This window comes from Clostridium sp. D33t1_170424_F3, from assembly GCF_015667585.1.
Taxonomy (GTDB): Bacteria; Bacillota; Clostridia; order Oscillospirales; family Acutalibacteraceae; genus Anaeromassilibacillus.
Window position 1 is genome coordinate 84,301 of sequence record NZ_JADPEG010000003.1, and the last position, 23,259, is coordinate 107,559.

Below are 23,259 nucleotides of genomic sequence, written 5' to 3' on the forward strand. Positions count from 1 at the left end.
TCCCCTTTTACTCTTTTTTATCGTTTATGTTAATAGAGAGAACTTTTTAATGTTTAAGAAAGAGAGGGAACCTAAATGAAGCGTTTGAAAAAAATTTGTTTATGCTGTGCTATTGTAGTAACAGGCGTCTTTTTATTATTAATACCTATGCGATTTAAAAAATTACATGAAGACGGATCAGAATCACATTCTTATAAATCATATTCCTCTATGATGATAGAACGAATTCCTCAAAGACCACAGATCTTAGATGGACAAGACTTTCTTCGTGTAAATTTGAAAATGACATATCAGTTTAGCGAAGATAAAGAAATAAGATTAATTGTTTTGAATAATTTTGATCCAGTTCCTTTCTGTTTAGATTCAACCGCTGAAAGTGATACGAAGGTATTATTATTGGAAAAGTCAGATGTTCAAATGGAAAGCTGCATTCAAATCGATATTTCAAATGTAAATTATAAAGTCAATGATATAGTGATTATGCTGCTAGAACAGCATAATGGATATATCACGCCAATATTTTTCAATCGATTTCAGGTGAATGTTGAAAAGGAAAAAAGAGAGTATTCCAGTCCAGAAAGGTGCCTGCCTGTCAGCACTGATATATTCGATGTTACCAGCGCTAATTTTAGCAGTTCTATTTTATCTTATGAAGGGGAAAATCCGTTTGATTGTTCGATTGTTTCTAAAAGTCAACTTTTACAGGATAATAAATGTATTTCATATGTTAACTATCCTAAAACAGTATTTGAGTCAAAGTTTTACAACGAAGGAATTTTTAATGATCCAGAGAAAATAGACTATATGGTTTTTTATATCGCAAACGGGAAAACAGTATTGCCTTACAAGAAGTATTATAATTTGAAAATAAATCAACCTCTATATATTTCAACAGATTTTAATGATCCTGTTTTTCAAAATCCGGAATTTGAATATTTAACGCCTGTAGTCTGTCCGTATCCTTTAGGCTATACGGATGCTTTTTTAAAGACTTATAAAATGCAATTATATTCTGCCCCTGCAGTATTATCAAATATAATGTGTAATTAGAAAGGAGAATAGAAAATGAAAAAGTTATTATCTTTTGGGTTGGCACTAGTTCTTTCCGTTGGATTAAGTATCCAAACATTTGCTGCCGGTGTAAAACAGCCAGAGGTGATTATAGTACAAGCATCTCCATCAAAAATATCTGGCTATGAGCGTGGAAATGCAAGAACAGCTGCAGACAGGCATGCGTATTGTTATGACAGGGTTGGAGTAAATAACTTCCAATCGAAAGACAGTGCGTGGGCATCGACAGAGCTTGTTCCGGTCGATCTTTCTTTTGTCATTACTTGGGATATTCGTCATAATATCCAGTTGTGGGATAGTATTATAGGGGTTCAGGCGGAATCAACCACAACTTCTTGGCAAACAGATTATAAATATACCGAAACAATGTATATGTCATTACCAAATAAGGCTGGTGCATTGGGTAATTTCAACATATGGGATGATAATGGCGTTTTAATTCAGCAAGAAGTTGTAAAAGCAGGTTCGTTTTTCTAATTAATTTTTAGAGCGTTGCAGGGGCAGAATGTTTATAAAAACACATTTGGAAAGATGCTAGAAAATCAGAGAAGCGGATACAAAGGAAATGTATCTGCTTCTTTGATTTTTACAGTTCTTTATAAAATGTACCGTACAGCCAGTTTTCGTCCACGTTAAGGATTTTACAAAAGCACATCAATTCGTAGTCGGTAACAGTGCATTTATCCAGTTCAATTCTGCTGATCGCCAGCGGGCCAGTTGCCGCGGGCAGCAGCAGGGACAGGGAAAGCATCAGGCTCAAAAAGGCTTTGAAGCGGGAACGGTTGTGTTTCATAAAAGCATCTTCCTGTCTGTTTGTATTGTTGTGGGATTTGTCCTTCATACCTTACCATTTTTCCGATGCGGTATGAATCCCATAAAAACAATTTACTAAAATTTACCAATCAATTATATGGAAGATGCCGGATACGCGCTACTTATGTAATTGCTCAAATAACGTTCTTCTTCTGGAAGACGCGGGGGAAACGCCCAGCAGATCATCCGTACTGGTCTGATAAAACGACGCCAGCGTCACCACCGCCTGAACGGGAATGGAGTAAATGCCCAGCTCATAGGAGGAGTAGGTACTCTGACAAACGTGCAGGATGTCCGCAAGCTGCTGCTGGGTCAGGTCGCGGTCTTCCCGTAATTCACGGATTCTGTTACGTAAATATTCCAATGGCAATTCACCTCGGGAAAAGGATACTATATTTTTCTGGAATTTTTACATCGATGAAACGTAGGGCTGCGATTTTATTTTTGATAAAAACAATTACTCCCCCAAAGTACATGGTTTTTATACAGGGTTATTGCTGTTTGGCGATGAAATAGGGCTTGCTTGATAAATTACAGATGGTGTAAAAGGAGTGATTTACTTGGATTTACCATACAGATATAATAAAGAGGGAAACATACGCTGATGCGGCATCATGAAAGGAGGCTTTCGTATGAAAAGATGGATTTGGCTGCTTTTGCCGGTGGTATGTGTGGTCTGCTGTACCGCCTGCCGTCATGTGGACGAAAACCATTTGGAAATCTACACCGGTGGCCGGACGGAGCAGGTGTTTTCCACCACGGATTCCGACTTGCAGGTGCGGTTTATGACAATGGTCAACGAGTATGAGGCGTTCGACGGCAATGTGGATGCGGACCAACCGGACTATGTCGTTTCCGTCGGCCCGGTGGACGCGGAAAATGGCACGGCGGAATACCGAGTTTGGCTGGTGGAAGGAAAGCTTGTGTTTGAAACGCCCGCGTTCCCGGGGATCCCATCCCAGATGATTGTTTCCAAACATCCGGCGGAAGCTTTTACGGAGCTGTGGGAATCAGAGCAGCGATAGATCCGGTTTTTTAAATTGCGGACAATATAAAAACAGCTCCCCTGCTGGCGGTTACAAATCGCCAACGAGGGAGCTGTTTTAAACATTGGGTTAACTTGTTTCAAGGATTTTCACGCTTACCTGTGGTACAGACGCGGTTGTAGTTTCACTGGTGAAATACTGCACTACGCCGTTATAGTATCCATAGATGGTAACAATATCTCCTTCCAGAATACGGGGCTGATTTTGCAAAGCATATGCAAAATAGAAAACCATATCCGTTTCTCCGCTCTCGTCGTACAAACGGACCAGATAAAAGTTGGCGTTTTTTGTTTTTTGGGAAATTTGAAAAACTTTACCTTGAAAAGTGGTGAAACGTCCTTGATAGGTGTCAGGGTCACGCAAGTATTGATTGTAAAATGCTGAAGTGACCGGTTCGCTTTGTTCCAGTATGTCCTGCTTGAGCTGTAGTTTCTTTATAAGAGATTCAGCTTCTTTCAGTTTCTCATGATTGGTCACAGCTTTTCGTTTTTCCAGGGGAATGGCATCGACTTGTTTCCGGGTTTCTTCAATCAAATCCTGTTTCTCCAGCGTTACTTCTCCGATTTCATCAATGGTGTCTTCTGCGTCTTTCACCATCTGGTCAAGGCGCTCCGCTTCCTCTTTTTGCAGGCCTTCTAATGTACGATTGGCCTTCATCAAAACATTTGCGTTTTGAATAAGTTCTTTTATGTGGCCAGGAAGAGAGTTGTATTCTTTTAGAAGATTATTAATCTGGGGCGCTTTATCTAAGGTGACAGTTCCAATGTCTTTTATTTTTTTAGAAAATTGTTCAGCCTTTATTTGATATTCAGTAGTGTCTATAACGGAAATTTCAACGCCATTGCTGATTTTTCCGTTATCATACAGATATATATAGGTTGTTCCTGCGTGTTTGGCGGTAATCTTTCCACGAAGTATCTCGTCGTCGATAAATTGTTCCACCAGAAGGACGTCGTCTTCCGTGGAGAGAAAATAAGTATCGTCATATAATGCGTCTGACGGAGTAATTTTGAAATCGATATATTCTGATTCATCAAGATTCAACGCATGGGGCTCACAGAGGATTTGAAGTTGTTCCGGCCGTATTTTGGTAGAATCGATATAGAGAAGGAACCAAGAGGTCGCAATCGCCAAAAAGACTGCGCCAAAGCTGCAAGTGATAACGGTATTGACAGTCCGGCCCCAGTCCTTGTGAAATTTCCATAACAAGAGAGCGCCAAGAGGAAAAAACAGAAGCAAGGCGGCGATGCAGACCCAAGTGTTTTCATACCAGGGTTCTTGCGGATCGTCGTCCTCATCTCCCCATGCGGGCCGCAGACTCGACAAGATCTCCGGAACAGCGGGATTCCTGCCCGTGGGCGGATTGCTGAAAGCATTGTGCGGCAGGTCCGCGGAAAATGTATGGTTTGGCGCGGACGAAGGGGAAAACACGGGTGTATCTGCAGGGGGCGGGGACGGTTCCGGCGTTGCTGGCGGCACGGAGGGTTCCGCCACGGGTTCAGGCGTAGATACAGGCGCGGATACAGACTGTCCGTTGTCCCTTATATAGGTACGGTCCATAAATGCCGGCGGCAGCTCGTCTTTTTTCAAAGAGATCGCCGGTTTCAACTTGGCGCCGCATTCATTGCAATAGTTTGCCTGCTCCGGATTTTCTGTTCCGCAATTTCGGCATTTCATGTTTCTTCCTCCTTATCCTGCTTTGACGATTTCCGCACTCACCTGCGGCACGGTTGCGCTGACATCTTAAAATGATTGCATCTGATGGAGCTTTTTGAGCTGGGCTTCCGCCTTTGTTAGTATTTCCGCGCTTTTGACCCGCCCCTTAGCCTGATCCGATAAAGCGTCGTAGCGGCGTTTAAGTTCGTGTATCATATCCTCTTTGTCCAACGTGACTTTTCCAATCGCAGCGATTTCTTCCTCGATCATGTCTGCCAGCCGCCCGGATTCCGCGTCTATTACCGTGACAAGGACAAGTTCGCTGCGTTTGCTGCTGTTATCCAGGCAGATGTATGTTTCCCCCTCGCTGACAGCGGTCAATTTTCCCTGTATTTCGCCGTCCCGGTTTACCCGTTCAAATGTAGCGACGTTTGGATAGTAGCTGATAAATTGAAGGTTATCCAGGGTAGAGGAAGGTGCATTGGTAGCAAGGCGCAGGTATTCCTCTGCCCCGACAAATGTGTATCTATGATCTTCGCAGTCAATCTGTACATCCCTGGGAGGATAAGGCATCAGGTTGCTCCCCGGCATCAGCAGACAAAAACCGGCGAAAACGACGATAAGAAAGAGAGTAAAAACAGCCATATATTTGGCGAACTTTTTCATTATATCAGAAGTCGAGACCTCGAGCGTTTCTTTTTCCATTGGAAAGTCCTCGGCAAACGCCTTGGATAAATCCATGTCGTCGTTCTCCGATCGTTCCTCCAGAACATCGTCAAACGGTTCTTCGCAGGTGTCGTCCTCCTCCGGCAGTTCCTCCAAAAGATCGTCAACAGGTTCCATATAAAAGTCCTCTTCTGCCGGAACCGGTTCGCAGTCCAGAAAAGCGGGCGGCAGCGGGTCCTTCTTCAAACAGACCAAGGGACGGAGCCGGACGCTGCAATTCATGCAAAAGCGCGCTTCTTCCGGGTTTTCCGTACCACAGTTTTGGCACTTCATGTTTCTTCCTCCCTGTCCTGATGCTGCTTCCAGTATAGCACGTGCGGGATTTCCCAGGAAATATTTTATCACTTTGTCATCATTTGTAACCGAAACCATGAAAAATTTTCACGTCCGGCATTGTGTTATGGATAGAAACCCGCAAAAACCGGCGGGATCGCCGCTGCAGGATAAGGAGGAGAAACCATGAAAAGCAAACGAAGGGCAGCGGCGCTGTTGGCCGCGCTGGTCCTGCTGTGCGGCGCCGTACTCGGCGCATGCAGCGCGGGAAGCCCGAGCCAGCTGCAGTACTCACAGGCCGAAGAAGGGAAGGAGTACGATGCCGCGCCGATGGAGTCCGCCGCGGCGAATGGAACCGCCGCGCCGACAGCGGCGTATGAGAGCGGCGAAACAGCCCTGACCGGCGCGGCAGCGCCGCGGCCTTCCGAGGGGGAAAAACTGATTGAAAACCTGTACTATCAAATTGAAACGCTGGACTTCGACGCCACCGCCAAGCAGCTGGAAAACCTGTATCAAAGCCTGGGCGGTTATATACAGGAGGCCAGCGTGGACGGCTCCTCCTTTGGAGGACTGCGCAGCGCGCACTATGTCCTGCGCATCCCGCAGGAGAAAGCCGCGCAGGCGAAGGAAAAGGCCGGTTCGCTGGGAAATGTGATCCGGACGGAGACCAGCACCCAGAACGTGACCGACGAGTACTACGACATCGAGGCGCGGCTCAAGAGCCTGCGCGCGCAGGAGGAGCGCTTGCTGGCGCTTTTGGAGAAATCCGGTTCGCTGGAGGACATCGTACAGCTGGAACAGGCGCTGTCCGAGGTGACCTATGAGATTGAAAAGCTGACCGGAACCCTGCGCAACTACGATTCACTGATCAGCTATATGACCATCACGATCGATCTCAACGAGGTTACGAAAGAAACGGAGATCAGCAAAGCGCCTATCACGCTGGGAGAGCGCATCTCTTCGCAGTTCCATGACACAATGAACGGCCTGGGCGCGTTTGGGGAAGGCTTTCTGATCTTCCTGGTGGGCTGCTCGCCGGTTCTTCTGCTGATTGTGGCGATTGTGACAGTGGTTCTGCTGCTGCGGCGTTCCAACAAAAAGCATACCGCGCGCAGGAAGGCAGAAGAAGAAAACGCAGCCAACCACATCCCCGATGCGCTGGTCGGCGTGCCGGGACCAACGGAGAACAACGATTCCAACGAGGAAACGAAACAATAAAAATAAAAACACGGAGGAAAACACGATGAAAACCATGAAGAAAATCACCGCCGCGGCGCTGATCTGCGCGCTGCTGATGAGCATGCCGGGGCTGGGAAGCCTTGCCGCGTCGGCGCAGGAGGAAAACGCCATGACCATTTCCGCCGATCAGGAAAAGCAGAATTTTAACAGCGCGGCGGCGGACTTTTCCTTCAAGCTGTTCCAGAACAGTTTGAAGGAAGGCGAAAACACCGTCATTTCCCCCCTCTCCGTCTACCTCGCGCTGAGCATGACGGCGAACGGCGCGGACGGCAACACCCGCAGCCAGTTTGAAACGCTGCTGGGCGGCGGGAAGAGCAGCATGCAGGAGATCAACCGCAACAGCGCGGAGCTGCTGTACAATCTGCGTTCCAATGAGGACCGCACGATGCGTATTTCCAATTCCATCTGGTTCGATACCGCGAAGGCGCTCCATGTCAACCAGCCGTTCCTGGAGACAAATGCAAAATACTATGGCGCGGGCGTGTTCCAGCAGAGTTTTAAAGACCCCGCCACGCTGGGCCAGATCAACAACTGGGTCAAGACCAGCACGGACGGCAAGATTCCGTCGATCATCGACGAGATGGACGAAGACGCGATCATGTACTTAATCAACACCATCCTGTTTGAGGCGAACTGGATGAACCCGTATCCGGAAAACAAGGTGGAAAAGGGCCCCTTCCATGCGCCGGGCGGCGATGTGCAGGCCACCTTTATGACCTCCGAGGAAACCTACCTGAACAAGGACGGCGCGAAGGGCATGCTGAAGTATTTCCGCGATGGGCATACGGCGCTGGCGGCGATTCTCCCGCCGGACGGCATGAGCGCTGACAATTATGTCAAGTCCCTGACCGGGGATAAATGGAACGCCCTGCTGGGCAGCGAGAACGGCACACGCGCGAACGCGCATCTGCCGAAGTTCAAGTTTGAATATGACGTCAAGATGGCGTCTCTGCTCCAGAAGATGGGCCTGACCGACGCGTTCAGTGTGCGCGACGCCGATTTTAAGACGCTCGGCACCTACGAGAACCGCAATATCTCCATCAACGAGGTCCTGCATAAGGCGTTCATCGAGGTGGATGAAGCCGGTGCAAAGGCCGGCGCGGCAACCGCTGTTGAAATGATCGCGCGCATGTCCATGCCGATCGGCGAGCCGGTCGAATTGAAATTTGACAAACCCTTTGTCTGCGCAATCGTCGATACTGATTCCGGCCTCCCGCTCTTCCTTGCCACCATCCAGAAGCCCGCGGTAGAAGCATAAGAACTGCTAATTTGGTATCAGGTCTGTCAAGAATGAGAAATATCCAGCCGACCCTGGGCCAAGCATCCCCATAAAGTAAAGAAAAGCCTTAGCTCCGCCGGCAATGAAGCGCACACCGCCTTCCCTGAGCAACTCAGGTATACGGGGGATACCGGGGGTGAAGGGGGGCGCGAGTCGTACCGACCCGGAGCCCAGCTCTCACGCCCCCCTTCGCGTGCCTTTGTCTACTTTCGTGGCAAGACCGGACACGCAGTGTCTGACGCGCCTCCGGCGATGGTCGTTTGAAGCATCGAGCGAGGCTTTAGCCTCAAGCGAGCGTCCCCACCGGAGGTGCCGCCCGGCATGAGGGCGACCAGCGGTTTTCTCTCGCTTTATCAAAAGCGAATCAGCAATAAAGATTGCACATGCAATTAATAGGTTTAGATATTTGATAAGATATAGGTTGTTTACGCAACGATATATGAGACTATGGTAATGCAGTAAAATGAAAGTTTTAAAAGAAATGTTGTTTATGCAATAAAAAGAACCCCGTTGCTTTGTAATGAAAATTTCCTTTTGCTTTTTGAAAGCAAAGAATGTCATTGCTTCCGCAATGTAAAATTTGTTTTACTTTTTTAAAGTAAAAAGTCTTTGCTGTCGCTTTTCAAAGCGACGAAAACCCCCGGCGAAAGCCGGGGAACCAAAGGAAAGCCCCAGAGGCAGCTTCCTGCCTCATAAATAACAATATCACTCGTTCCCACTCGCTCTTCTCAGAAAGAGAGTTCCGCTCCTTGCGAGGAGCGGCAAAGGGCGCCGCCCTTTGATCCCGCCGCTTTTCAGAAAAGCGGAAAAACACATTTTAGCCCTCACCTGCAAGATGAAAAAAGTCCCGGGAGCTTGTCCCGTCCGTCCCGCCACAGCGCGGATATGATTTCGGCAACACGATAGGGCGGGCCGTCCCGACCGGAGGTCCAGGTCTAAGGAGGATTTCCAATGAAGTTGGTAAAAAAAGTCCTTTCCCTTTTTCTCGCTGTTTTTTTCCTGTTTTCCACAGCCTGCGGGACTTCCGTGCCGGGAAAAGTCGATCAACCGGGCATTGCAGTGCCGTCAGGCGTACAGGACCTGATGGCCGATGTTCCCCCCGGTTCGACGCCGGACATCGGGATACCCAACGAGCCGTTTGAAAGCGGAGTGGCGGACTATTCCGTCAAGTTGTTTCAGCAGGCGCTTTCGGCGGAACCGTCGGATAAAAATCTGGTGCTCTCCCCCCTTTCCGTCCTCTACGCCCTCGGCATGGCGGCCAACGGCGCGGACAATGAAACGCGGAGTCAGATGGAACGGCTGCTCAGCGACGGAACGTTGAATGTAAACAGCCTCAACGTCGGAATTCGCGGGTTGACGGAACGGTTGCAGCGTGAGGGCGACGCGGTGATGAAGATCGGGAATTCTATTTGGTTCGACGGCGGCAAGAGCCTGTCCGTCAACCAGGCGTTCCTGCAAACAAACGCGGATTATTTTGGCGCGCAGGCGTATCAGGCGGATTTCCGCAGCCCTGAAACGGTGGAGCGGATAAACCAGTGGGTCGATCAGCAGACAGACGGAAAAATCAGCCGGATCATCGACCGGCTGGACGAAAGCGCAATGCTCTGTTTGATCAATACCATGCTGTTTTCCTCCGAATGGGAGTCGGTCTACCGCGAACATCAGGTACAGGACGGCGCTTTTCATGCACCGGATGGCGAGGTGCAGGTGAAGTATATGCATTCCACGGAGCAATGGATTCACGACGATACAGCACAGGGCGTTGTGAAACCCTTTGCAGACGACCGGTTTGCATTTGCCGCGATTGTACCCGATGACGAAGACGTCGGCGCGTATGTGCAGTCCCTGACGGGGGAGACACTGAGAAATCTGCTTTCTTCCACGAGTGAATCGTATCCGGACGGCTATGCGCAGGCCGCATTGCCGAAGTTCCGCTTTGCGTACGATACGGAGCTGAGCCCGGCGCTGCAATCGATGGGCCTGCAGGATGGGTTTGATCCCGCGAAGGCGGATTTCTCCCCAATGGGAACCGTCGAAGGCGGCAATCTCTATATCGGGCAGGTGCTGCACAAGAGCTTTATCGAGGTGGATGAGCTGGGCGCAAAGGCCGGAGCCGCCACCGCGGTGATCATGGACGCCGGGGGCGCCGCCCCGGCAATGCGGGAAATCAACTTTGACCGCCCGTTTGTGTGCGTCATTTACGATACGGCGTCCAGACTCCCTCTGTTCCTGGGGGTTGTCAAGAATCCCTCCACGGAGGACGAAGAGGAACCGCAGGCTGAGCTGTCGGCGGAAGACGCGGAAGCGCTGGCAATCTATCAGGCTGTTTTCGATTGGCTGGTGGAACAGGACCCGGCTCTGAGCGACGGCGAGCTGACCGCGATCGACGGCTCCACGCTGGAACATCTGTCCGACGCAGGGAAAGAAGCGTTCCTGCAGTACGTGCAGAAAACGCGCGGCGGAACGGTCAGGTACGCGACCAGAAACCAGCTGGAAGAGGAAGGGCTGCTTGAGCCGGACAAAGGGATCAAAGACGGCTGTCATATCAAGCTGTCCTATGAGAAGCAAGATGACGGGTCGGTTCATTTTACAGCGGATTTGTACAGCAGCCCTCTGGGCGCGATCGGCACGGACGAGGGCATTCTGCAAAACCGGTCCGGGGAATGGGTCGTGGGGGAGGATTTCCCCATCTGGATTTCATAAGGAAAAAGCAGCCCCCGCGGGGGCTGCTTTTTGTTTGTCCGTATTCCGAAGACGGGGAAAAATCGTGCGTTTTCCACCCGGATGTGGTAGGATGAGGAAAAGGGGGTGCGGACATGCTGAAAAACATCTGCTGTATCGAGCTTCGCAGCGGCAGCAAAGAGGAGATCATGCCGGATTTTCAGCCAGACTTTCCCTACCTTGCTTCCTATGTGGACTTTGACCGGTGCGCCGGCCGTTTTGTGCCGTGGCACTGGCATAAGGAAGCGGAACTGTTCTATGTGGAAGAAGGCGTACTGGAATACCACATGTCCAGAGGGACGGTGGTGCTCCCCGCCGGGTCCGGCGGATTGGTCAACTCGAACGTGCTCCATATGACAAGGCCGCAATATGACAGCGTGCGGACCACACAATTCAACCACATATTTGACGTTTCCCTGATCGGGGGATGGCAGGGAAGCCGGATTGAGCAGAAGTACATCACGCCGCTTGTCACCGCGCCGCAGGTGGAAATGGTTGTGCTGCGGCCCGAGACGCCGGAGCAGGCGCAAATTTTGGAGGCGATCCGCGCGTCCTTTCAGATCACGGAGGACTATGCGTATGAGGTCCGGCTGCGCGCGGCGCTTTCAAATATCTGGTGTCAGATTTTTGCGCTGGCGGACCCCCTGCTGCGGGAAAAAGCGCGGCGCGACAAGACAAGCGACCATCTGAAAACGATGATGGCTTACATGCACGAGCACTATGCGGAACGGCTTTCCGTGGCGGAAATTGCCGCGGCCGCGTTTATCAGCGAGCGGGAATGTTACCGCGCGTTCCGCGACACGCTACACACCACGCCGGTGGAGTATTTAAAAGGGTACCGCCTGCAGCAGGCGTGCCAGCTTCTGGCGCAGGGCGGGGAGTCCCTCACGTTCATCAGCCAGGCGTGCGGCCTGGGCAGCAGCAGCTATTTTGGAAAAGTCTTCCGGGAGCAGTTCGGCTGCACGCCGTTGGAGTATCGCCGCAGATGGCAGGAAAGTGACGGATTCAGGCGGAAATAACATAGTTTTACAAAAAAACTTGCACTATAATAAGGTTGCAAGGGCGATAAGGCAATCAGGTATTACCTCACGCGCGGCAGCCGCCCGATGGCGGCTGCCTTTTTTATGATTGGAGGGGCGTGCAATGATTAAGCTGCGAATTTTTAACATGAAGGAATTTCTGCGGACGGTGGACCAGTGTACCGGGCCGGTAAACCTGCTCTATTCGGACGGCAGGAAAGAGAACATCAACAAGCAGTACCAGGTACAGAGCGATTTGCAGGAGAAGCACCGGGAATATCATCGTTGCCTGCCGCTCTCGCTGGAAATTCCCGATCCAAAGGATTACCAGCAGATCGTTTTCTATGCCATTGGGGACTGCTGAATGCCGTGTGGCATGATTGGGGAGTAGCAAAACAGGGCGAGGGGATGAAAGTCCCTTCGCCCTGTTTTTAATAGGTTACGACTGTGATTGCCAGAAAAATTATGAAAGTGGATGCAGGGTCATTGCGCGGACATGGGAAAGGTTGCGCACCAATTCACAGCGGTCAAAAGGCTTTCCGTGCCCGGGATAGATCCGCGTGGGCTTCGCTTCCAGAATGGTTTCCCACGATTGCGCAAAAGCGGCCTTGTCCTCCGCCCAGATGGTGATTCGATGAAAGCTTGGAAAACCGTTCATTGCGGCGTCGCCGCAGAACAGCGCTCCGTCGCGGCGGAGCAGCGAGAGGGAATCGGCTGTGTGCCCCGGCGTAAAAAGGATTGTGCCGCCCAGCAGCGCGCCGATTTTTTCGCTGTTTTCTTCAGACATCAGCAGGCATCTTGACGCGTGGTGCCGCTCCATGGGAGGGAAACGGTGTGCGCCTTTTCCAAACAGCTTCATCAGATGGCAGAAGGAGCGCGCCGTACGGCTCGTGCAGCCGCCAAGAAAGGCGTTTTGCCCCCGGTACAAGATCTCCGGCGCTTTGACGCTCATGACAGCCTGCATGTTTGGCGCTTCTGTCAGAAGCCGATTTAAAAAGCCGGCATGGTCGTCGTGCGCGTGTGTCAGGAATAGATACCGGATGCGTTCCATCGGAATGCTTTGTTGTCGAAGGCGTCTTTGAAAGGACGCAAACCCGTTTTCGTATCCGGTATCGACCAGGACGTACCCGTTCGAAATGGGATACAGCCAGGCGTTTACGATCCGGGTTCCGGCGTTTAACATGGCGCGGCCCTCACTTTCAAATGTTTTGACCGACTGACCGGTGCGGATGCGCGATGACATGAAACGCCAGATTTATCTGGCGCCGCAGAGCCGTTGCACGGCTTCCTGTTCATCGGCGGCAAAGAAAAAGTCGTTTCCCCGGTTGCTCTCGTAGATAAAATCCCTGAGCGGTTTGCTGGTATACCGCGAAAAATCTCCGTAGATCGCCAGCTTGATGCCGTAGTTGATATATTTTTGCAGGATTTCTCCGGCGACGCCCGTGCTGAGTATGAAAAAATCCTCGGCGACGGCTTTTTTATGAATGGCGATGCGGTCTGTCTCTGCCTCAAACTTGGCTGTCATGATAAGATCCAGTGCGGACGGGGTGTCTCTAAGGACGATCTCGCCGCCTTCCGGCTCAATGACAGCAACTGTGATTCCGTTAATAGCGGTTTTTTTTATGTTCATAGGTTGTATCCCTCGCTTTTTCAGATGATTTCTTTTTATTCACACCGGTTTTATGCTGTGGATTCTCCCCGGCCATTTGCACAACCGAACGGTATAACAGGATGAGTGCAGAACCGATCAGCAGTCCGCCCAAAAGATCGGTGAACCAATGGACGCCGGAAAGGAACCGGCCGATCACCGTGACGGCAATGACGATGACGGCATATACGCCAAACGCGGCCCTTGCCGCTCTGTTTTTTACAAGATGGTGAAACTGCATCACGGCAGTGGCCATGATACAATAGACAAACATGACGTGTGAGGAAGGGAAGGACGCCTCCAACACCCCGCCGATCAGGACCGGCCGGTAATTGACGGTAAAGATTTCAAACAACACGTAGACGGCGGCGGTCAGGATATAAAACCCGCCCAGAAGCAGCAGGCTGCGGTCGACCTTTTGGAGGCTTCTTCTGTGTATCAGCTGTGCCAGCCCGGTGATGGCAAAACCGGCTGCCGTAAGGAGCGCGAGTATACCGATCCAGTCTGTGACGGTATACCAAAAAGGCTGAAAGCCAGTCTGTTGAAACAGGAACCGGTTGATGGCGGCGAATCCTACCAGGGATTGCTCCGGACCGATTGGCTGCACGTCGACCGTTTGAACCAACAGCGTGAATACGATGGACGCCAGGAATAACAGCCCGGTTAAGAGAAAGCTGCGTTTCGTTTTTTTCTGCATGACAATAACCCCGTTTCAGTACTGATTTCGGATGTTTGATCCGTTATCAGCGTAGTACGGAGCCTGTGAAAAGAAAAGAATCGCACCGTCACAGGGACGATACGATTCGTGTCATGCCCGTTTAATCAGCAGAATACCCTTTAACAGCAGGGTGGAGAAGATAAGAATCGCCGCATACGGCTGCTGGCTGATGACAAAAGCTGTAGTGCCCAATATTGACAGCGCAAGAGACAGAGACACGCTGGTTTTCAACCAGAGTGAATTATGGACGGATTGCAGCGCGAGCGTCAGGATGCCCCAAAGGGTGGTTGCCGCAGTCCAAATAAAATAGGAGGCCCGGATATAGATGGGAGCCCTCACAAGAGAAAGAAGAGAGACCATCTCGATCATGGTTTCTCCCTGTTGGCCGAACAGCGGCAAAAAGAGGATCAGGACCGCCATACTGTCCAGAACGCCGAAGATCGTTGTGCCGATCGACCGGGCTTTCTCCTTGCTTTCATTCTCCGTAATCGTAATCAGCTCTTCGCCGGACAACAAATCGTCAATGGATACGGAAAACAGCCTGGAGATTGCCTTCAGGGAGTCGATACTTGGGGTGCCGCGGCCGGATTCCCATTTGGAGACCGCCGTGCGGGAGACGAAAAGCTGTTCCGACAGTTGTTCCTGCGTCCAGTTGCGATCCCGGCGCAGGTTTTGTAATTTTTCTGAAAAATCCATATACTTTACCTGTATCATTCTGTCATTATAAATCCTGTTCCTTCGGCGCATAGGCCCCTTCCCACTCGCATACCGCCATCAACGCGGGCGCCAGCGCGGCGCCCTTGTCCGTCAACCGGTATTCCACTTTGGGCGGGATTTCCTGGTATTGCTTGCGGGAAACCATCTTGTCTGCGTAAAGCTCCTTCAGGCTTTGGCTGAGCATCATATCCGTAACGCCGGAAACCGCGTGCTTCAGCTCGCTGTAGCGCAGGCCTTTGCCGTCCCGCAGGGCCCACAGGATCCGGCATTTCCATTTGCCGCCCGCTGTCTGCAAAAAGTAGGCCAGCGGCGCGTCGGGCAGAGCCGGTTCCGCCGGTGCGTCTGCCTGTACCTGTGGAACGGACGTGGCTGCCGCCGGAACCGCCGGGCGCTTGGCCCGCTTTTTCTTTTTTTCCTTTTCCTTTTTCAACGCGCCGCCTCTTTTCCTCTTTTTTACTCCGTCTTCCTGAGCGGATTCTTTTAACTGATCGTATCATGTTTTCGGGGCGGTTGCAATCCCCAAAGAACAAAAAACAGCCCGCAGAAGCAAAATACCGCGCCCAACGATAGCGCGGGGACCACGGACCGTTCCGCCAGCCTGCCAAACGCCAGGTTTGTGCCGATCGCCGCGAGGTTCATGGCGAACGAATAGGCGGACAATACGGTCGCGCGGTTGGCGGTGGAGACGCGCCGGTTTAAAAGGTCGGAACGCAGGGGCAGGAACAGCGACTGCGCCGCCCGCAGGACCGCCACAAGGGCGACGGACAGAACGGGCTGTGCAAAGGCCGCCAGCAGAACGCAGGCGGTTCCCGCCGCGCCGAACAGCAACTTGACCGTCCGGCGCTCGCCCAATCGCGCCGCCAGCCGGTGGGAGCGCGCCGCCGCCAGCCCCGCCAGCGTCAGAACGACGGAGCAGAACCCCATTGCGGCGGGCGGGATGCCGCTGCGCAGATACTGCAGCTGGCTTAAAAAGACCGTGATGGTCTGGTCGGACTCCGCCAGCAGCGCCGCGCCCAGCAGGAACAGCAGAAACCGGCGGTCCTTGAAAAGCAGCGCGGCCAGCTCGCGCGCCCTTGGCCGCGGCGCGTTGTCCTCTTTTGGGACGTCCTGCAAAAACAGGGACAACAGGAACGCCGCCCCATAGGAAAAGACGGACAGCAGGGCGGACAGCCGGTAGTCGTCCCGGATCCATACGGAGAACACGGCGCAGGCCAGCACGAGACCCGCCGTATTCAGCGATTCCCAGAGGCCGAAGATGCGGCGCGTTTTCTCCGGCGGGCAGTCCTTTCCCCCGGCGGACAGAAAGAGATAGGCCGTATCGCAGCCGGAGAGGCCCGCGAGGACGGCGGAGAGCAGCAGCCGTTCCGCCAGAAACAGTGCGAAGCCGTCCGCCTGCCAGAAGATCATTTTGGACAGGAAATAGAGCAGGTGGCACAGCACCAGCGTGTTTTTGTAGCCGATGCGGTCCGCCAGCCAGCCCCACGGCAGCTCCAGCGCCAGACTGAGCGCGAGGGAAAGGCTTTCGATCAGGGTGATTTCAAAAATACCGACGCCGTTCGCCTGCCGGTACAGCGTGGCAATCGGCGCGTAAAACAACAGGCCCTGTAAAAACGCGATGGCGTAACAGAGCCGGATATTGCGTTTCTGCATCATAAATCGCTCCATTCATCTGATGAGTATGCAACAAAACAAGGCCTCCCGCGGGAAGCCCTGTTTCAGATGGATGGGTTTAATGCAGAACGTTGTTCATTTGGAAACTCCTTTTATTGTTGTTGGGCGGCCCTGCGCGCCGCCTCCGCCCGGGAAAAAACGCAGCCGCAGTAATCCTGCCGGTAGAGCTGATAAGTCCGGCTCAGCTCAATGGAACGCTTGTAGCCGTTGCGCTTTTTAAAATCGGAGAACAGGTACGGTACGCCGTAGCGTTCCGCCAGCTCCGCGCCGATGGCGTTCAGCTTTTCCGCGTTTTTATATGGGCTGATGGACAATGTGGTGGTGAAGAAATCGCAGCCGCGCTCCCTGGCGGCGCGCGCCGCTTCCTCCAGCCGCAGCCGGTAGCAGGCTTCGCAGCGCGCCCCGCCCTCCGGCTCCTGTTCATGGCCTTTGGCAATGGCGAAAAAGCGCTCCGGGTCGTATGCGCCGGAGACCAGCTCCACGGGCCGCGCGAGGAGCATTTCGTCCAGCAGCCGCCGGATTTCGGCCTCGCGCTTGTGGAATTCCGTTTCCGGGGAAATATTGGGGTTGTAGTTCAACAGGACGATGGAGAAAAAACGGGACAAATACTCCAGTACATAGCTGCTGCAGGGCGCGCAGCAGGCGTGCAGCAGCAGGGTGGGGATTTTCCCCGCCTGCTCCAGGGCGGCCAGCTGTTTTTCCAGCTCCTTCTGGTAATTGCGCTTCAGGTTTTCCACTGTTTCCCCTCTTCCTGTTGAAAACTTTCCTGGCTCTGCGGCGGGCGCAGCAGATGCTGATAGACCGCTGTGTGCGTTTTATCCACGTCCACGTCGTGGTGGACATGGCCAAAGTACCAGCGCCTGTATTGCAGCCGCCGGTCGATTTCCTCTAAAAAGCGGTTCAGTTCCTCCTCGCTTTCACGCTTGCGGAACTGCCGCGCAATGGAGAGCGGCGCGGTGTGCGTGAGCACGTAGTCCACCTGGAAATTGGCGGCCAGAAGCGTTTGCATGGCCTCGCCGTACTCGCGCTCACAGGGCATCTCCTCTTTCCACCACGAGACGCCCTCCGTGCGGAATTCCACGTCGCCGGACGCGCCGCCGCCCATCACGAAGAAGGTGCTGCCTTCCAGCGTGTAGAGCTGGCCGCGCATCAGGTGGATGACGCTGTCCGTAATGCGGTGGACCTTCCCGCCGTTCCAGTATGTGACGGGATAGCGGTTCAGCAGGTCAAAATTCTCGTGGTTGCCGTCGAGGAACAGCGTGGTGAATTTCTTGCGGCCAAACCAGTTCAGCCAGAAGCGGTCCGCGCCCCGCGGGCCGGTCCACACGCCGCCGAAGTCGCCGCAGACGACGACATAGTCGTTTTTGTTCAGCCGCCGCTGCTCCGGGAAGGCCCGCGTCGTCAGCTTGGCGACGTCGTACGGGATGTGCGTATCGCCTGTAACATAGATCATGCGGCCTTCCCTCCTTTTTCTCATTGTAACAAGTTGGCGGCAATTTTGCAATTGCGGGGTGAAAAATCCTTTCCTTGCGTGAAATACCCCCTCATGCTATACTATAATAGAAATAACAGAACGGGATTATGAGTTTTTGAAGAAAGGAGAAGGAACATGCTGGAAGAAAAGGATTTACAGGCGATTGCGCAACTGATTCTGTCAAGCGAAGATCGAATGAGAACAGAAATCCAGGCAAGCGAAGAGCGGATGAAGGGTTATGTACAAGAGGAAATTCGCGCGAGCGAAACCCGCATGAAAGATTACATGCAGGGAGAGGTTCAAGCGAGTGAAACCCGCACCCATGCGTTTATCGAATCTGGTGTGATGAAACAGGTCCGCCTGCTGGCGGAAGGGCATGAGCAGATTCTGGAGCGCCTGCCGGAGGCGGAGGAGATCGACAGCCTGCGCAGCCGTGTGCGCACGCTGGAACGGATTGTGACGGAGCACAGTCAGGAGATCGGTGAATTGAAGCGCGCACAATGAGATACGATATAAGAGAAAGCCTGTTGCCACCATGATGCGTGACGACAGGCTTTTTTATAAAAAGAAAAGGAGGCGATGAAATGGACAAAGTCTTGAGCTGCTGCGGATGCGTTTGCTCCGACTGCCAGTATTTTCCCGATGCGTGCAGAGGCTGCCCGGAGATACAGGGAAAGGTCTTCTGGCTGGCATACACCGGCGAACCGGTGTGTGAAATTTACGACTGCTGCGTCAACACGAAGCATCAGCCCCACTGCGGTCTGTGCGGGGAGCTTCCCTGCCGCCGGTACGAGGGGGAGGACCCCACAAAATCGCCGGAGGAAAACGCGGAGGATCACCGAAAGCAGCTGGAACAGCTGCGCCGCAGGATGGAACGCGATTCTCCATAAGCAGTTCCGTAGGATAAACGGGTTTCCGCCTTGCGCCGGAAACAGAAAAACCGCCGTTTTGTCCACACAGGGTGGATTCCATCTGTAATCAGCTGAAAGTTGGGCCGTATTTGTCCCGGTCGATGCGCAGGGCCTGCAAGACCGCGATTTGGCGAGTGTCCTCCGGCTTGAGCCTGACGTCGTATTCTGCGCCGTTGATTTTCAGCCTGACCGTGTAGCCCGCGTCCAGCGGCGCGGCGTGAGATTCCTCCATACGGTGGAACCATTTAAAGCGCGATTCATTCGATTGCCGTATCGTCATTTCTCTGTGTTCCGGCAGTTGTAAGGTGAAAAATCCTTTCCTTGTACGCCATTTTTTCCCATGATATAATAAAATTGTAAACAGATCGATCGTTTTTATTTGGCAGCAGGCCTTTTGCCGCGGCGGAAGACGCTGTTTTAGAAGGCGCGCTTTGTAAGGACGGCGGAAATCCTTCCTGGCCGCCCGAACAATTTGTTGAAATGGGGAGTGGAGATGCAACTGCAAAAAGGACAAAAAATAAAGTTGACGGATGTAACCGTGAGCCGGCAAATCGAATTAAACATTCAAGTTGGCATGAAAACCGGAACCGCCGATGTGACTTGTTTTGGCGTTGACGCACAGGGAAAGCTGTCGGACGACCGATATTTTGTTTTTTATAATCAGAACAATACGCCGGAAAACGCGATTACCATGAAAGTGAATGGGGAGTGCACACGCTTTTCGATTGATCTTCAAAAGCTGCCCTCCTTTATCAAAAAACTGGTGGTTACCGTCGCGGCTGACAATGACGTCACCATGCGTGAAATCCAGAGAGGGACCCTTTCTTTGTCTGCCAACCAGCAGGAGGTTGCCGGGTTCCTATTTACAGGGGATAATTTTACCCAGGAAAAAGCGCTTATCCTCTGCGAACTCTATGAGAAGGACGGCATATGGCGTATGTCCGTTGTAGCGGGCGGGTTTAACGGAGGACTGAGCGCGCTGCTGGCACATTTTGGGGGCGAAGAAATCAAAACTCCGGCTCCGGTGAGTCCTCCCGCGGAGAAACCAAAACCGGCAAAGCCCGCGCCAGCAGCAAAACCGGCGGCTTCCGCCCCGGTTACGCCCGCGCCGCCAAGGCCTACGCGGATCAATCTGGTGAAAAGCGGCGATACACATCGGATTAATCTGCAGAAAAACAGCGGAGAGATTCATGCAAACCTGAATTGGAGCGTCGGAAAACGGGGCTTGTTTGGCGGCCGGACCAATATTGACCTCGATCTGGCGTGCCTGTATCGTTTAAAAACGGGGGAAACAGGCGTTGTTCAGGCGTTGGGAAAAGCTTTTGGCTATAAAACGAAGCCCCCTTATATCCGGCTGGATCAGGACGACCGCACAGGGGCAAGCGTGAACGGAGAGAATATGGTTTTCCGGAAGCCGGAGACGATCGACTTCGCCGTAATTTTTGCGTACATCTATGAGGGAACATCAAACTGGAGTGCCACAGACGCAACGGTGGTTTTAAAGCAAAACGGTTCTCCGGATATTGAAATCCATATTCAAAACCCCAGCAATCGCGACCGCTTTTGCGTCATTGCCAGTTTGTCGGGCCAAAATGGGCAGCTGGAGGTGAAACGGGAGGAGCGGTTCTTCACAGGCCATAAAGAAATTGACCGGTATTATCATTTTGGGCTGCGGTGGACGCCTGGCAGCAAGTAACGGATTCTGGTGTGTCCGGATCACGCCCGATAAAAGCGCGGGACGCAAAAAGTGGCGGCGTTTCGGACAGGCTGCGCGTGATGAACGGATGGGCCCGAAACGGCGATCGTGAACGGGATTGATAACGAAGAGCGCGCCAAGCCCAGTCGGCCCGGCGCGCTCTTTACGTTTTTATATGGATCGCGGGGAACCGTCCGGCCGTCTGTAGGAACAGATTCCCTGGTAAAGCAAAACTTCAAGGAAAGAGGATAACAGCTTGTCTTCTGTAATTAACTCGAAGTCGGGGCCGTATGGGTTTCGGTCGATGCGCAGAGCCTGCAAGACCGCGATTTGGCGATTGTCCTCCGGCTGGAGCTTGACGTCGTATTCCACGCCGTTGATTTTCAGCTTGACCGTGTAGCCCGCGTCCAGCGGTTCGGCGTGGGCTTCCTCCATCAGGGAGCGGTGGAACCATTCAAAATGTGATTCACTCAATTGCCGTAGAATCATAAATTTTATTCCTTTCTCTGTGTTCCGGCACGGCTTGAAAGGAACTGCGGCGCATGGTATAATATTTACGCCGCATCTGCCTTTTGGCGTGTGCCGGTGTTGGGGAAGTGACGTGTGTCTTTAGAGGGGACGCGTCGCTTCCTTATTTTTTCAGGTCGTCCTTCAACTTCTTAATCCCACGCCTTGCGGCCTCTGCCCTTGTTACGTTTTCCTGTTTACAATAGGCTTCCAATGCGTCGTTGCTTTCATTATCAAGGCGAACAAAGAGCGTTTTGTCCTTGGGATTATCCGTAGGGCGTCCTATTTTAGGACTTGTCAAACGTTCACCTCCTTTTGATATACATAGATATATGCTTATGTATATCAAAAGTCAAGTCAAATCTGAAAAACATTCTTTCCGATAGGGAAAACCGGCACGGCTTGAAAGGAACTGCGGCGCATGGTATAATATTTACGCCGTATTTGCCTTTTGGCATGTGCCGGTGTTGGGAAGTGACGACTCTTTTCGTAGGGGGTGCGTCACTTCCTTATTTTTTTATCTCGGGTTCCAATTTGGCAATCCCGCGTCTCACTGCTTCGGCAGTCGAGACAGATTCCTGTGCGCAATAGGCGGTCAATATATCCTTTGATTTTAAATCAAGCTTTACCCCTATTTTATACGTTTTGGGATTATCCGTTTTGGGCCCTCTTTTTTTACCTGTTTCCAGTAAATCACCTCCCAATGGAAATAGGACTAACCTAATTATAAATTAGGTTAGTCCTATTTGTCAAGAGTACAACGTACCTATTTTGATTTTTCTTGGATTCTGTCGTGTTTTTCAAAGTTGATACCAAAATATAGATCGAATTATGTTATACTACCATTAGAGAAGTATATATAGAAAATACGCTAAATAATGGCGAAATCTTTTATCTTAAGAACCGTTGTTTTTTAAATGGTATTTCATGCGGCAAGTATACGAAAATTCGGGATTACAGATACCGGTATCATTCGATTGTAAAGTTAAACTGCGACTTTTTTCGGAAAACCAAACAAAACCTGTGAATCGTACCGGGAATACGACCGGACATCGAAGCAAAAAATAGGAGGAATGAAAAATGCCTGAAATTTCACTGTTTTATGGAATCCGCATTATGATGTTCTATAGCGATCACAATCCACCGCATTTCCATGCAGAATATGCTGGGTATAAGGCTTTAATCGATATTCTAAACGGTTGTGTGATGACCGGTTCTCTTCCCGGCAGGCAATTAAAACTCGTTTTGGCATGGTGTGAAATTCACAAAGACGAATTGATGCAGAACTGGGAGCTTTCCAAAGACGCAAAGCCGCTGAACCGCATCAATCCTTTGATCTGATGAAAGGGGTATGAACATGTACTTTTACCCAAAGGTTGTGCAGGCGATTCCCGGCGATGATTTTACCGTGTACGCCTATTTCATCGACGGCACGGTCCGTCTGGTAGATGTAAAGCCGCTGATTGAAAAAGGCGGCGTCTTTGCACCGCTGGGCGATGTCGATTTTTTCAAAAGCCGCCTGACCGTGTTGAACGACACCGTTGCATGGGATATAACCGGCAACCGGGATGAAACCGCCTGTATTGATTTAGACCCGATTGAAATTTATAAAACCGTGGTTGTAGAGGATCCTTTGCAAAGTGCGGTCTGATGAGAGTGGGCATGTCGCTTTTTAAACCGGCCTCAATGGGAACGGAACATTTTACAAGAGGCGTTAAATTGATCGTTTTCAATATACTATATACTGAGAAAATCAATAAAAAAGATATATGTTTTTTTATTTCAGTAATCCTATAGTGAAATATTAAGAATAGCCAATTTGTAGCACGCGCGCCCGAAGTAAAGGCGAGGAAAAGCGTCCAGTGGACGGTTTTACCGCCGACGTCCCTTCCCAAGAACGCGAGCCTCGCAAGGCGAAGCGCGATTGGAGGATGTCGGGACGCGCCAAAACAAAAAAGTCGATTCAGTGACAAGCACTGAATCGACTTTCTTTTGGCGCGCCCGAAGGGACTCGAACCCCTGACCTCTTGATTCGTAGTCAAGCACTCTATCCAGCTGAGCTACGAGCGCATAA

The 23,259-nt window shown here is 51.6% G+C and carries 28 protein-coding genes and 1 tRNA gene; 13 read left to right on the forward strand and 16 right to left on the reverse strand.

What is annotated here, in order from left to right; all coding sequences use genetic code 11:
- Positions 1-75 precede the first annotated feature (75 nt).
- Entirely contained in the window at positions 76-1,050 is a 975-nt protein-coding gene (locus I4V53_RS02885; protein ID WP_195983893.1) for a hypothetical protein, read from the forward strand.
- Between the two features lie 15 nt (positions 1,051-1,065).
- Positions 1,066-1,548: a hypothetical protein gene (locus I4V53_RS02890; RefSeq protein ID WP_195983894.1), complete on the forward strand. Its 483-nt coding sequence runs from the start codon at positions 1,066-1,068 to the stop codon at positions 1,546-1,548.
- 109 nt (positions 1,549-1,657) lie between these two features.
- On the opposite strand, the gene I4V53_RS02895 is transcribed toward I4V53_RS02890, so the two are convergent.
- Positions 1,658-1,864, reverse strand: a complete 207-nt coding sequence (locus I4V53_RS02895; RefSeq protein ID WP_195983895.1) for an XRE family transcriptional regulator — start codon at positions 1,862-1,864, stop codon at positions 1,658-1,660.
- Positions 1,865-2,002: 138 nt separating this feature from the next.
- Positions 2,003-2,248, reverse strand: a complete 246-nt coding sequence (locus I4V53_RS02900) for a helix-turn-helix transcriptional regulator (protein ID WP_195983896.1) — start codon at positions 2,246-2,248, stop codon at positions 2,003-2,005.
- A 268-nt stretch (positions 2,249-2,516) separates the two neighbouring features.
- Here I4V53_RS02900 and I4V53_RS02905 point away from each other — a divergent pair, with 268 nt between their 5' ends.
- A complete protein-coding gene (locus tag I4V53_RS02905; protein WP_195983897.1) occupies positions 2,517-2,909 on the forward strand; it encodes a hypothetical protein in 393 nt (130 codons plus the stop codon).
- Positions 2,910-2,999: 90 nt separating this feature from the next.
- On the opposite strand, the gene I4V53_RS02910 is transcribed toward I4V53_RS02905, so the two are convergent.
- Positions 3,000-4,607, reverse strand: a complete 1,608-nt coding sequence (locus I4V53_RS02910) for a zinc-ribbon domain-containing protein (RefSeq protein WP_195983898.1) — start codon at positions 4,605-4,607, stop codon at positions 3,000-3,002.
- A gap of 66 nt (positions 4,608-4,673) precedes the next feature.
- Positions 4,674-5,585, reverse strand: a complete 912-nt coding sequence (locus I4V53_RS02915) for a zinc ribbon domain-containing protein (RefSeq protein ID WP_195983899.1) — start codon at positions 5,583-5,585, stop codon at positions 4,674-4,676.
- Between the two features lie 186 nt (positions 5,586-5,771).
- Here I4V53_RS02915 and I4V53_RS02920 point away from each other — a divergent pair, with 186 nt between their 5' ends.
- The 5 genes from I4V53_RS02920 (at position 5,772) to I4V53_RS02940 (ending at position 12,207) form a co-directional block, all read left to right on the forward strand.
- Positions 5,772-6,803 (forward strand): DUF4349 domain-containing protein, encoded by a 1,032-nt coding sequence (locus tag I4V53_RS02920; RefSeq protein ID WP_195983900.1) that lies wholly within the window; start codon positions 5,772-5,774, stop codon positions 6,801-6,803.
- A 25-nt stretch (positions 6,804-6,828) separates the two neighbouring features.
- Positions 6,829-8,082, forward strand: a complete 1,254-nt coding sequence (locus I4V53_RS02925) for a serpin family protein (protein WP_195983901.1) — start codon at positions 6,829-6,831, stop codon at positions 8,080-8,082.
- Between the two features lie 972 nt (positions 8,083-9,054).
- Positions 9,055-10,806, forward strand: coding sequence for a serpin family protein (locus I4V53_RS02930; protein ID WP_195983902.1), 1,752 nt, complete (start codon positions 9,055-9,057; stop codon positions 10,804-10,806).
- Between the two features lie 113 nt (positions 10,807-10,919).
- The gene (locus I4V53_RS02935) at positions 10,920-11,843 is read left to right on the forward strand and encodes an AraC family transcriptional regulator (RefSeq protein ID WP_353616462.1); all 924 of its coding nucleotides are present in this window, start codon (positions 10,920-10,922) and stop codon (positions 11,841-11,843) included.
- 124 nt (positions 11,844-11,967) lie between these two features.
- Entirely contained in the window at positions 11,968-12,207 is a 240-nt protein-coding gene (locus I4V53_RS02940) for a ribonuclease HII (RefSeq protein ID WP_195983903.1), read from the forward strand.
- A 99-nt stretch (positions 12,208-12,306) separates the two neighbouring features.
- On the opposite strand, the gene I4V53_RS02945 is transcribed toward I4V53_RS02940, so the two are convergent.
- The 8 genes from I4V53_RS02945 to I4V53_RS02980 form a co-directional block, all read right to left on the reverse strand.
- Positions 12,307-13,026 (reverse strand): MBL fold metallo-hydrolase, encoded by a 720-nt coding sequence (locus tag I4V53_RS02945; protein WP_195983904.1) that lies wholly within the window; start codon positions 13,024-13,026, stop codon positions 12,307-12,309.
- Positions 13,027-13,098: 72 nt separating this feature from the next.
- Positions 13,099-13,473: a DUF4180 domain-containing protein gene (locus I4V53_RS02950; RefSeq protein WP_195983905.1), complete on the reverse strand. Its 375-nt coding sequence runs from the start codon at positions 13,471-13,473 to the stop codon at positions 13,099-13,101.
- Positions 13,448-14,188 (reverse strand): phosphatase PAP2 family protein, encoded by a 741-nt coding sequence (locus tag I4V53_RS02955; protein ID WP_195983906.1) that lies wholly within the window; start codon positions 14,186-14,188, stop codon positions 13,448-13,450. Before I4V53_RS02955 ends, I4V53_RS02950 begins: the two co-directional genes overlap by 26 nt.
- Before the next feature lie 111 nt (positions 14,189-14,299).
- Entirely contained in the window at positions 14,300-14,905 is a 606-nt protein-coding gene (locus I4V53_RS02960; protein ID WP_195983907.1) for a helix-turn-helix domain-containing protein, read from the reverse strand.
- Between the two features lie 25 nt (positions 14,906-14,930).
- Positions 14,931-15,356 (reverse strand): winged helix-turn-helix transcriptional regulator, encoded by a 426-nt coding sequence (locus tag I4V53_RS02965; protein WP_195983908.1) that lies wholly within the window; start codon positions 15,354-15,356, stop codon positions 14,931-14,933.
- Between the two features lie 50 nt (positions 15,357-15,406).
- Entirely contained in the window at positions 15,407-16,579 is a 1,173-nt protein-coding gene (locus I4V53_RS02970; protein ID WP_195983909.1) for an MFS transporter, read from the reverse strand.
- Positions 16,580-16,689: 110 nt separating this feature from the next.
- On the reverse strand, positions 16,690-17,334 hold the full coding sequence (locus tag I4V53_RS02975; RefSeq protein WP_195983910.1) for an epoxyqueuosine reductase QueH: 645 nt from the start codon (positions 17,332-17,334) through the stop codon (positions 16,690-16,692).
- On the reverse strand, positions 17,322-18,050 hold the full coding sequence (locus I4V53_RS02980; protein WP_195983911.1) for a metallophosphoesterase family protein: 729 nt from the start codon (positions 18,048-18,050) through the stop codon (positions 17,322-17,324). Before I4V53_RS02980 ends, I4V53_RS02975 begins: the two co-directional genes overlap by 13 nt.
- A gap of 156 nt (positions 18,051-18,206) precedes the next feature.
- Here I4V53_RS02980 and I4V53_RS02985 point away from each other — a divergent pair, with 156 nt between their 5' ends.
- Positions 18,207-18,575 (forward strand): hypothetical protein, encoded by a 369-nt coding sequence (locus tag I4V53_RS02985; protein WP_195983912.1) that lies wholly within the window; start codon positions 18,207-18,209, stop codon positions 18,573-18,575.
- Between the two features lie 80 nt (positions 18,576-18,655).
- Positions 18,656-18,961 (forward strand): DUF3795 domain-containing protein, encoded by a 306-nt coding sequence (locus I4V53_RS02990; protein ID WP_195983913.1) that lies wholly within the window; start codon positions 18,656-18,658, stop codon positions 18,959-18,961.
- A gap of 88 nt (positions 18,962-19,049) precedes the next feature.
- On the opposite strand, the gene I4V53_RS02995 is transcribed toward I4V53_RS02990, so the two are convergent.
- Positions 19,050-19,262 (reverse strand): hypothetical protein, encoded by a 213-nt coding sequence (locus I4V53_RS02995; RefSeq protein ID WP_195983914.1) that lies wholly within the window; start codon positions 19,260-19,262, stop codon positions 19,050-19,052.
- Positions 19,263-19,475: 213 nt separating this feature from the next.
- On the opposite strand from I4V53_RS02995, the gene I4V53_RS03000 reads away from it, so the two are divergent.
- Positions 19,476-20,678, forward strand: a complete 1,203-nt coding sequence (locus I4V53_RS03000) for a TerD family protein (protein ID WP_195983915.1) — start codon at positions 19,476-19,478, stop codon at positions 20,676-20,678.
- A gap of 171 nt (positions 20,679-20,849) precedes the next feature.
- On the opposite strand, the gene I4V53_RS03005 is transcribed toward I4V53_RS03000, so the two are convergent.
- Positions 20,850-21,167: a hypothetical protein gene (locus I4V53_RS03005; RefSeq protein WP_195983916.1), complete on the reverse strand. Its 318-nt coding sequence runs from the start codon at positions 21,165-21,167 to the stop codon at positions 20,850-20,852.
- Between the two features lie 142 nt (positions 21,168-21,309).
- Positions 21,310-21,486 carry a hypothetical protein gene (locus I4V53_RS03010; protein ID WP_195891736.1) on the reverse strand — a complete coding sequence of 59 codons (177 nt, stop codon included), beginning with the start codon at positions 21,484-21,486 and terminating at the stop codon, positions 21,310-21,312.
- A gap of 779 nt (positions 21,487-22,265) precedes the next feature.
- Here I4V53_RS03010 and I4V53_RS03015 point away from each other — a divergent pair.
- Positions 22,266-22,526, forward strand: a complete 261-nt coding sequence (locus I4V53_RS03015; RefSeq protein ID WP_195983917.1) for a DUF4160 domain-containing protein — start codon at positions 22,266-22,268, stop codon at positions 22,524-22,526.
- 16 nt (positions 22,527-22,542) lie between these two features.
- Positions 22,543-22,836: a DUF2442 domain-containing protein gene (locus I4V53_RS03020; RefSeq protein WP_207747821.1), complete on the forward strand. Its 294-nt coding sequence runs from the start codon at positions 22,543-22,545 to the stop codon at positions 22,834-22,836.
- Positions 22,837-23,178: 342 nt separating this feature from the next.
- On the opposite strand, the gene I4V53_RS03025 is transcribed toward I4V53_RS03020, so the two are convergent.
- Positions 23,179-23,255 (reverse strand) — tRNA-Arg (locus I4V53_RS03025).
- Positions 23,256-23,259: the final 4 nt, after the last annotated feature.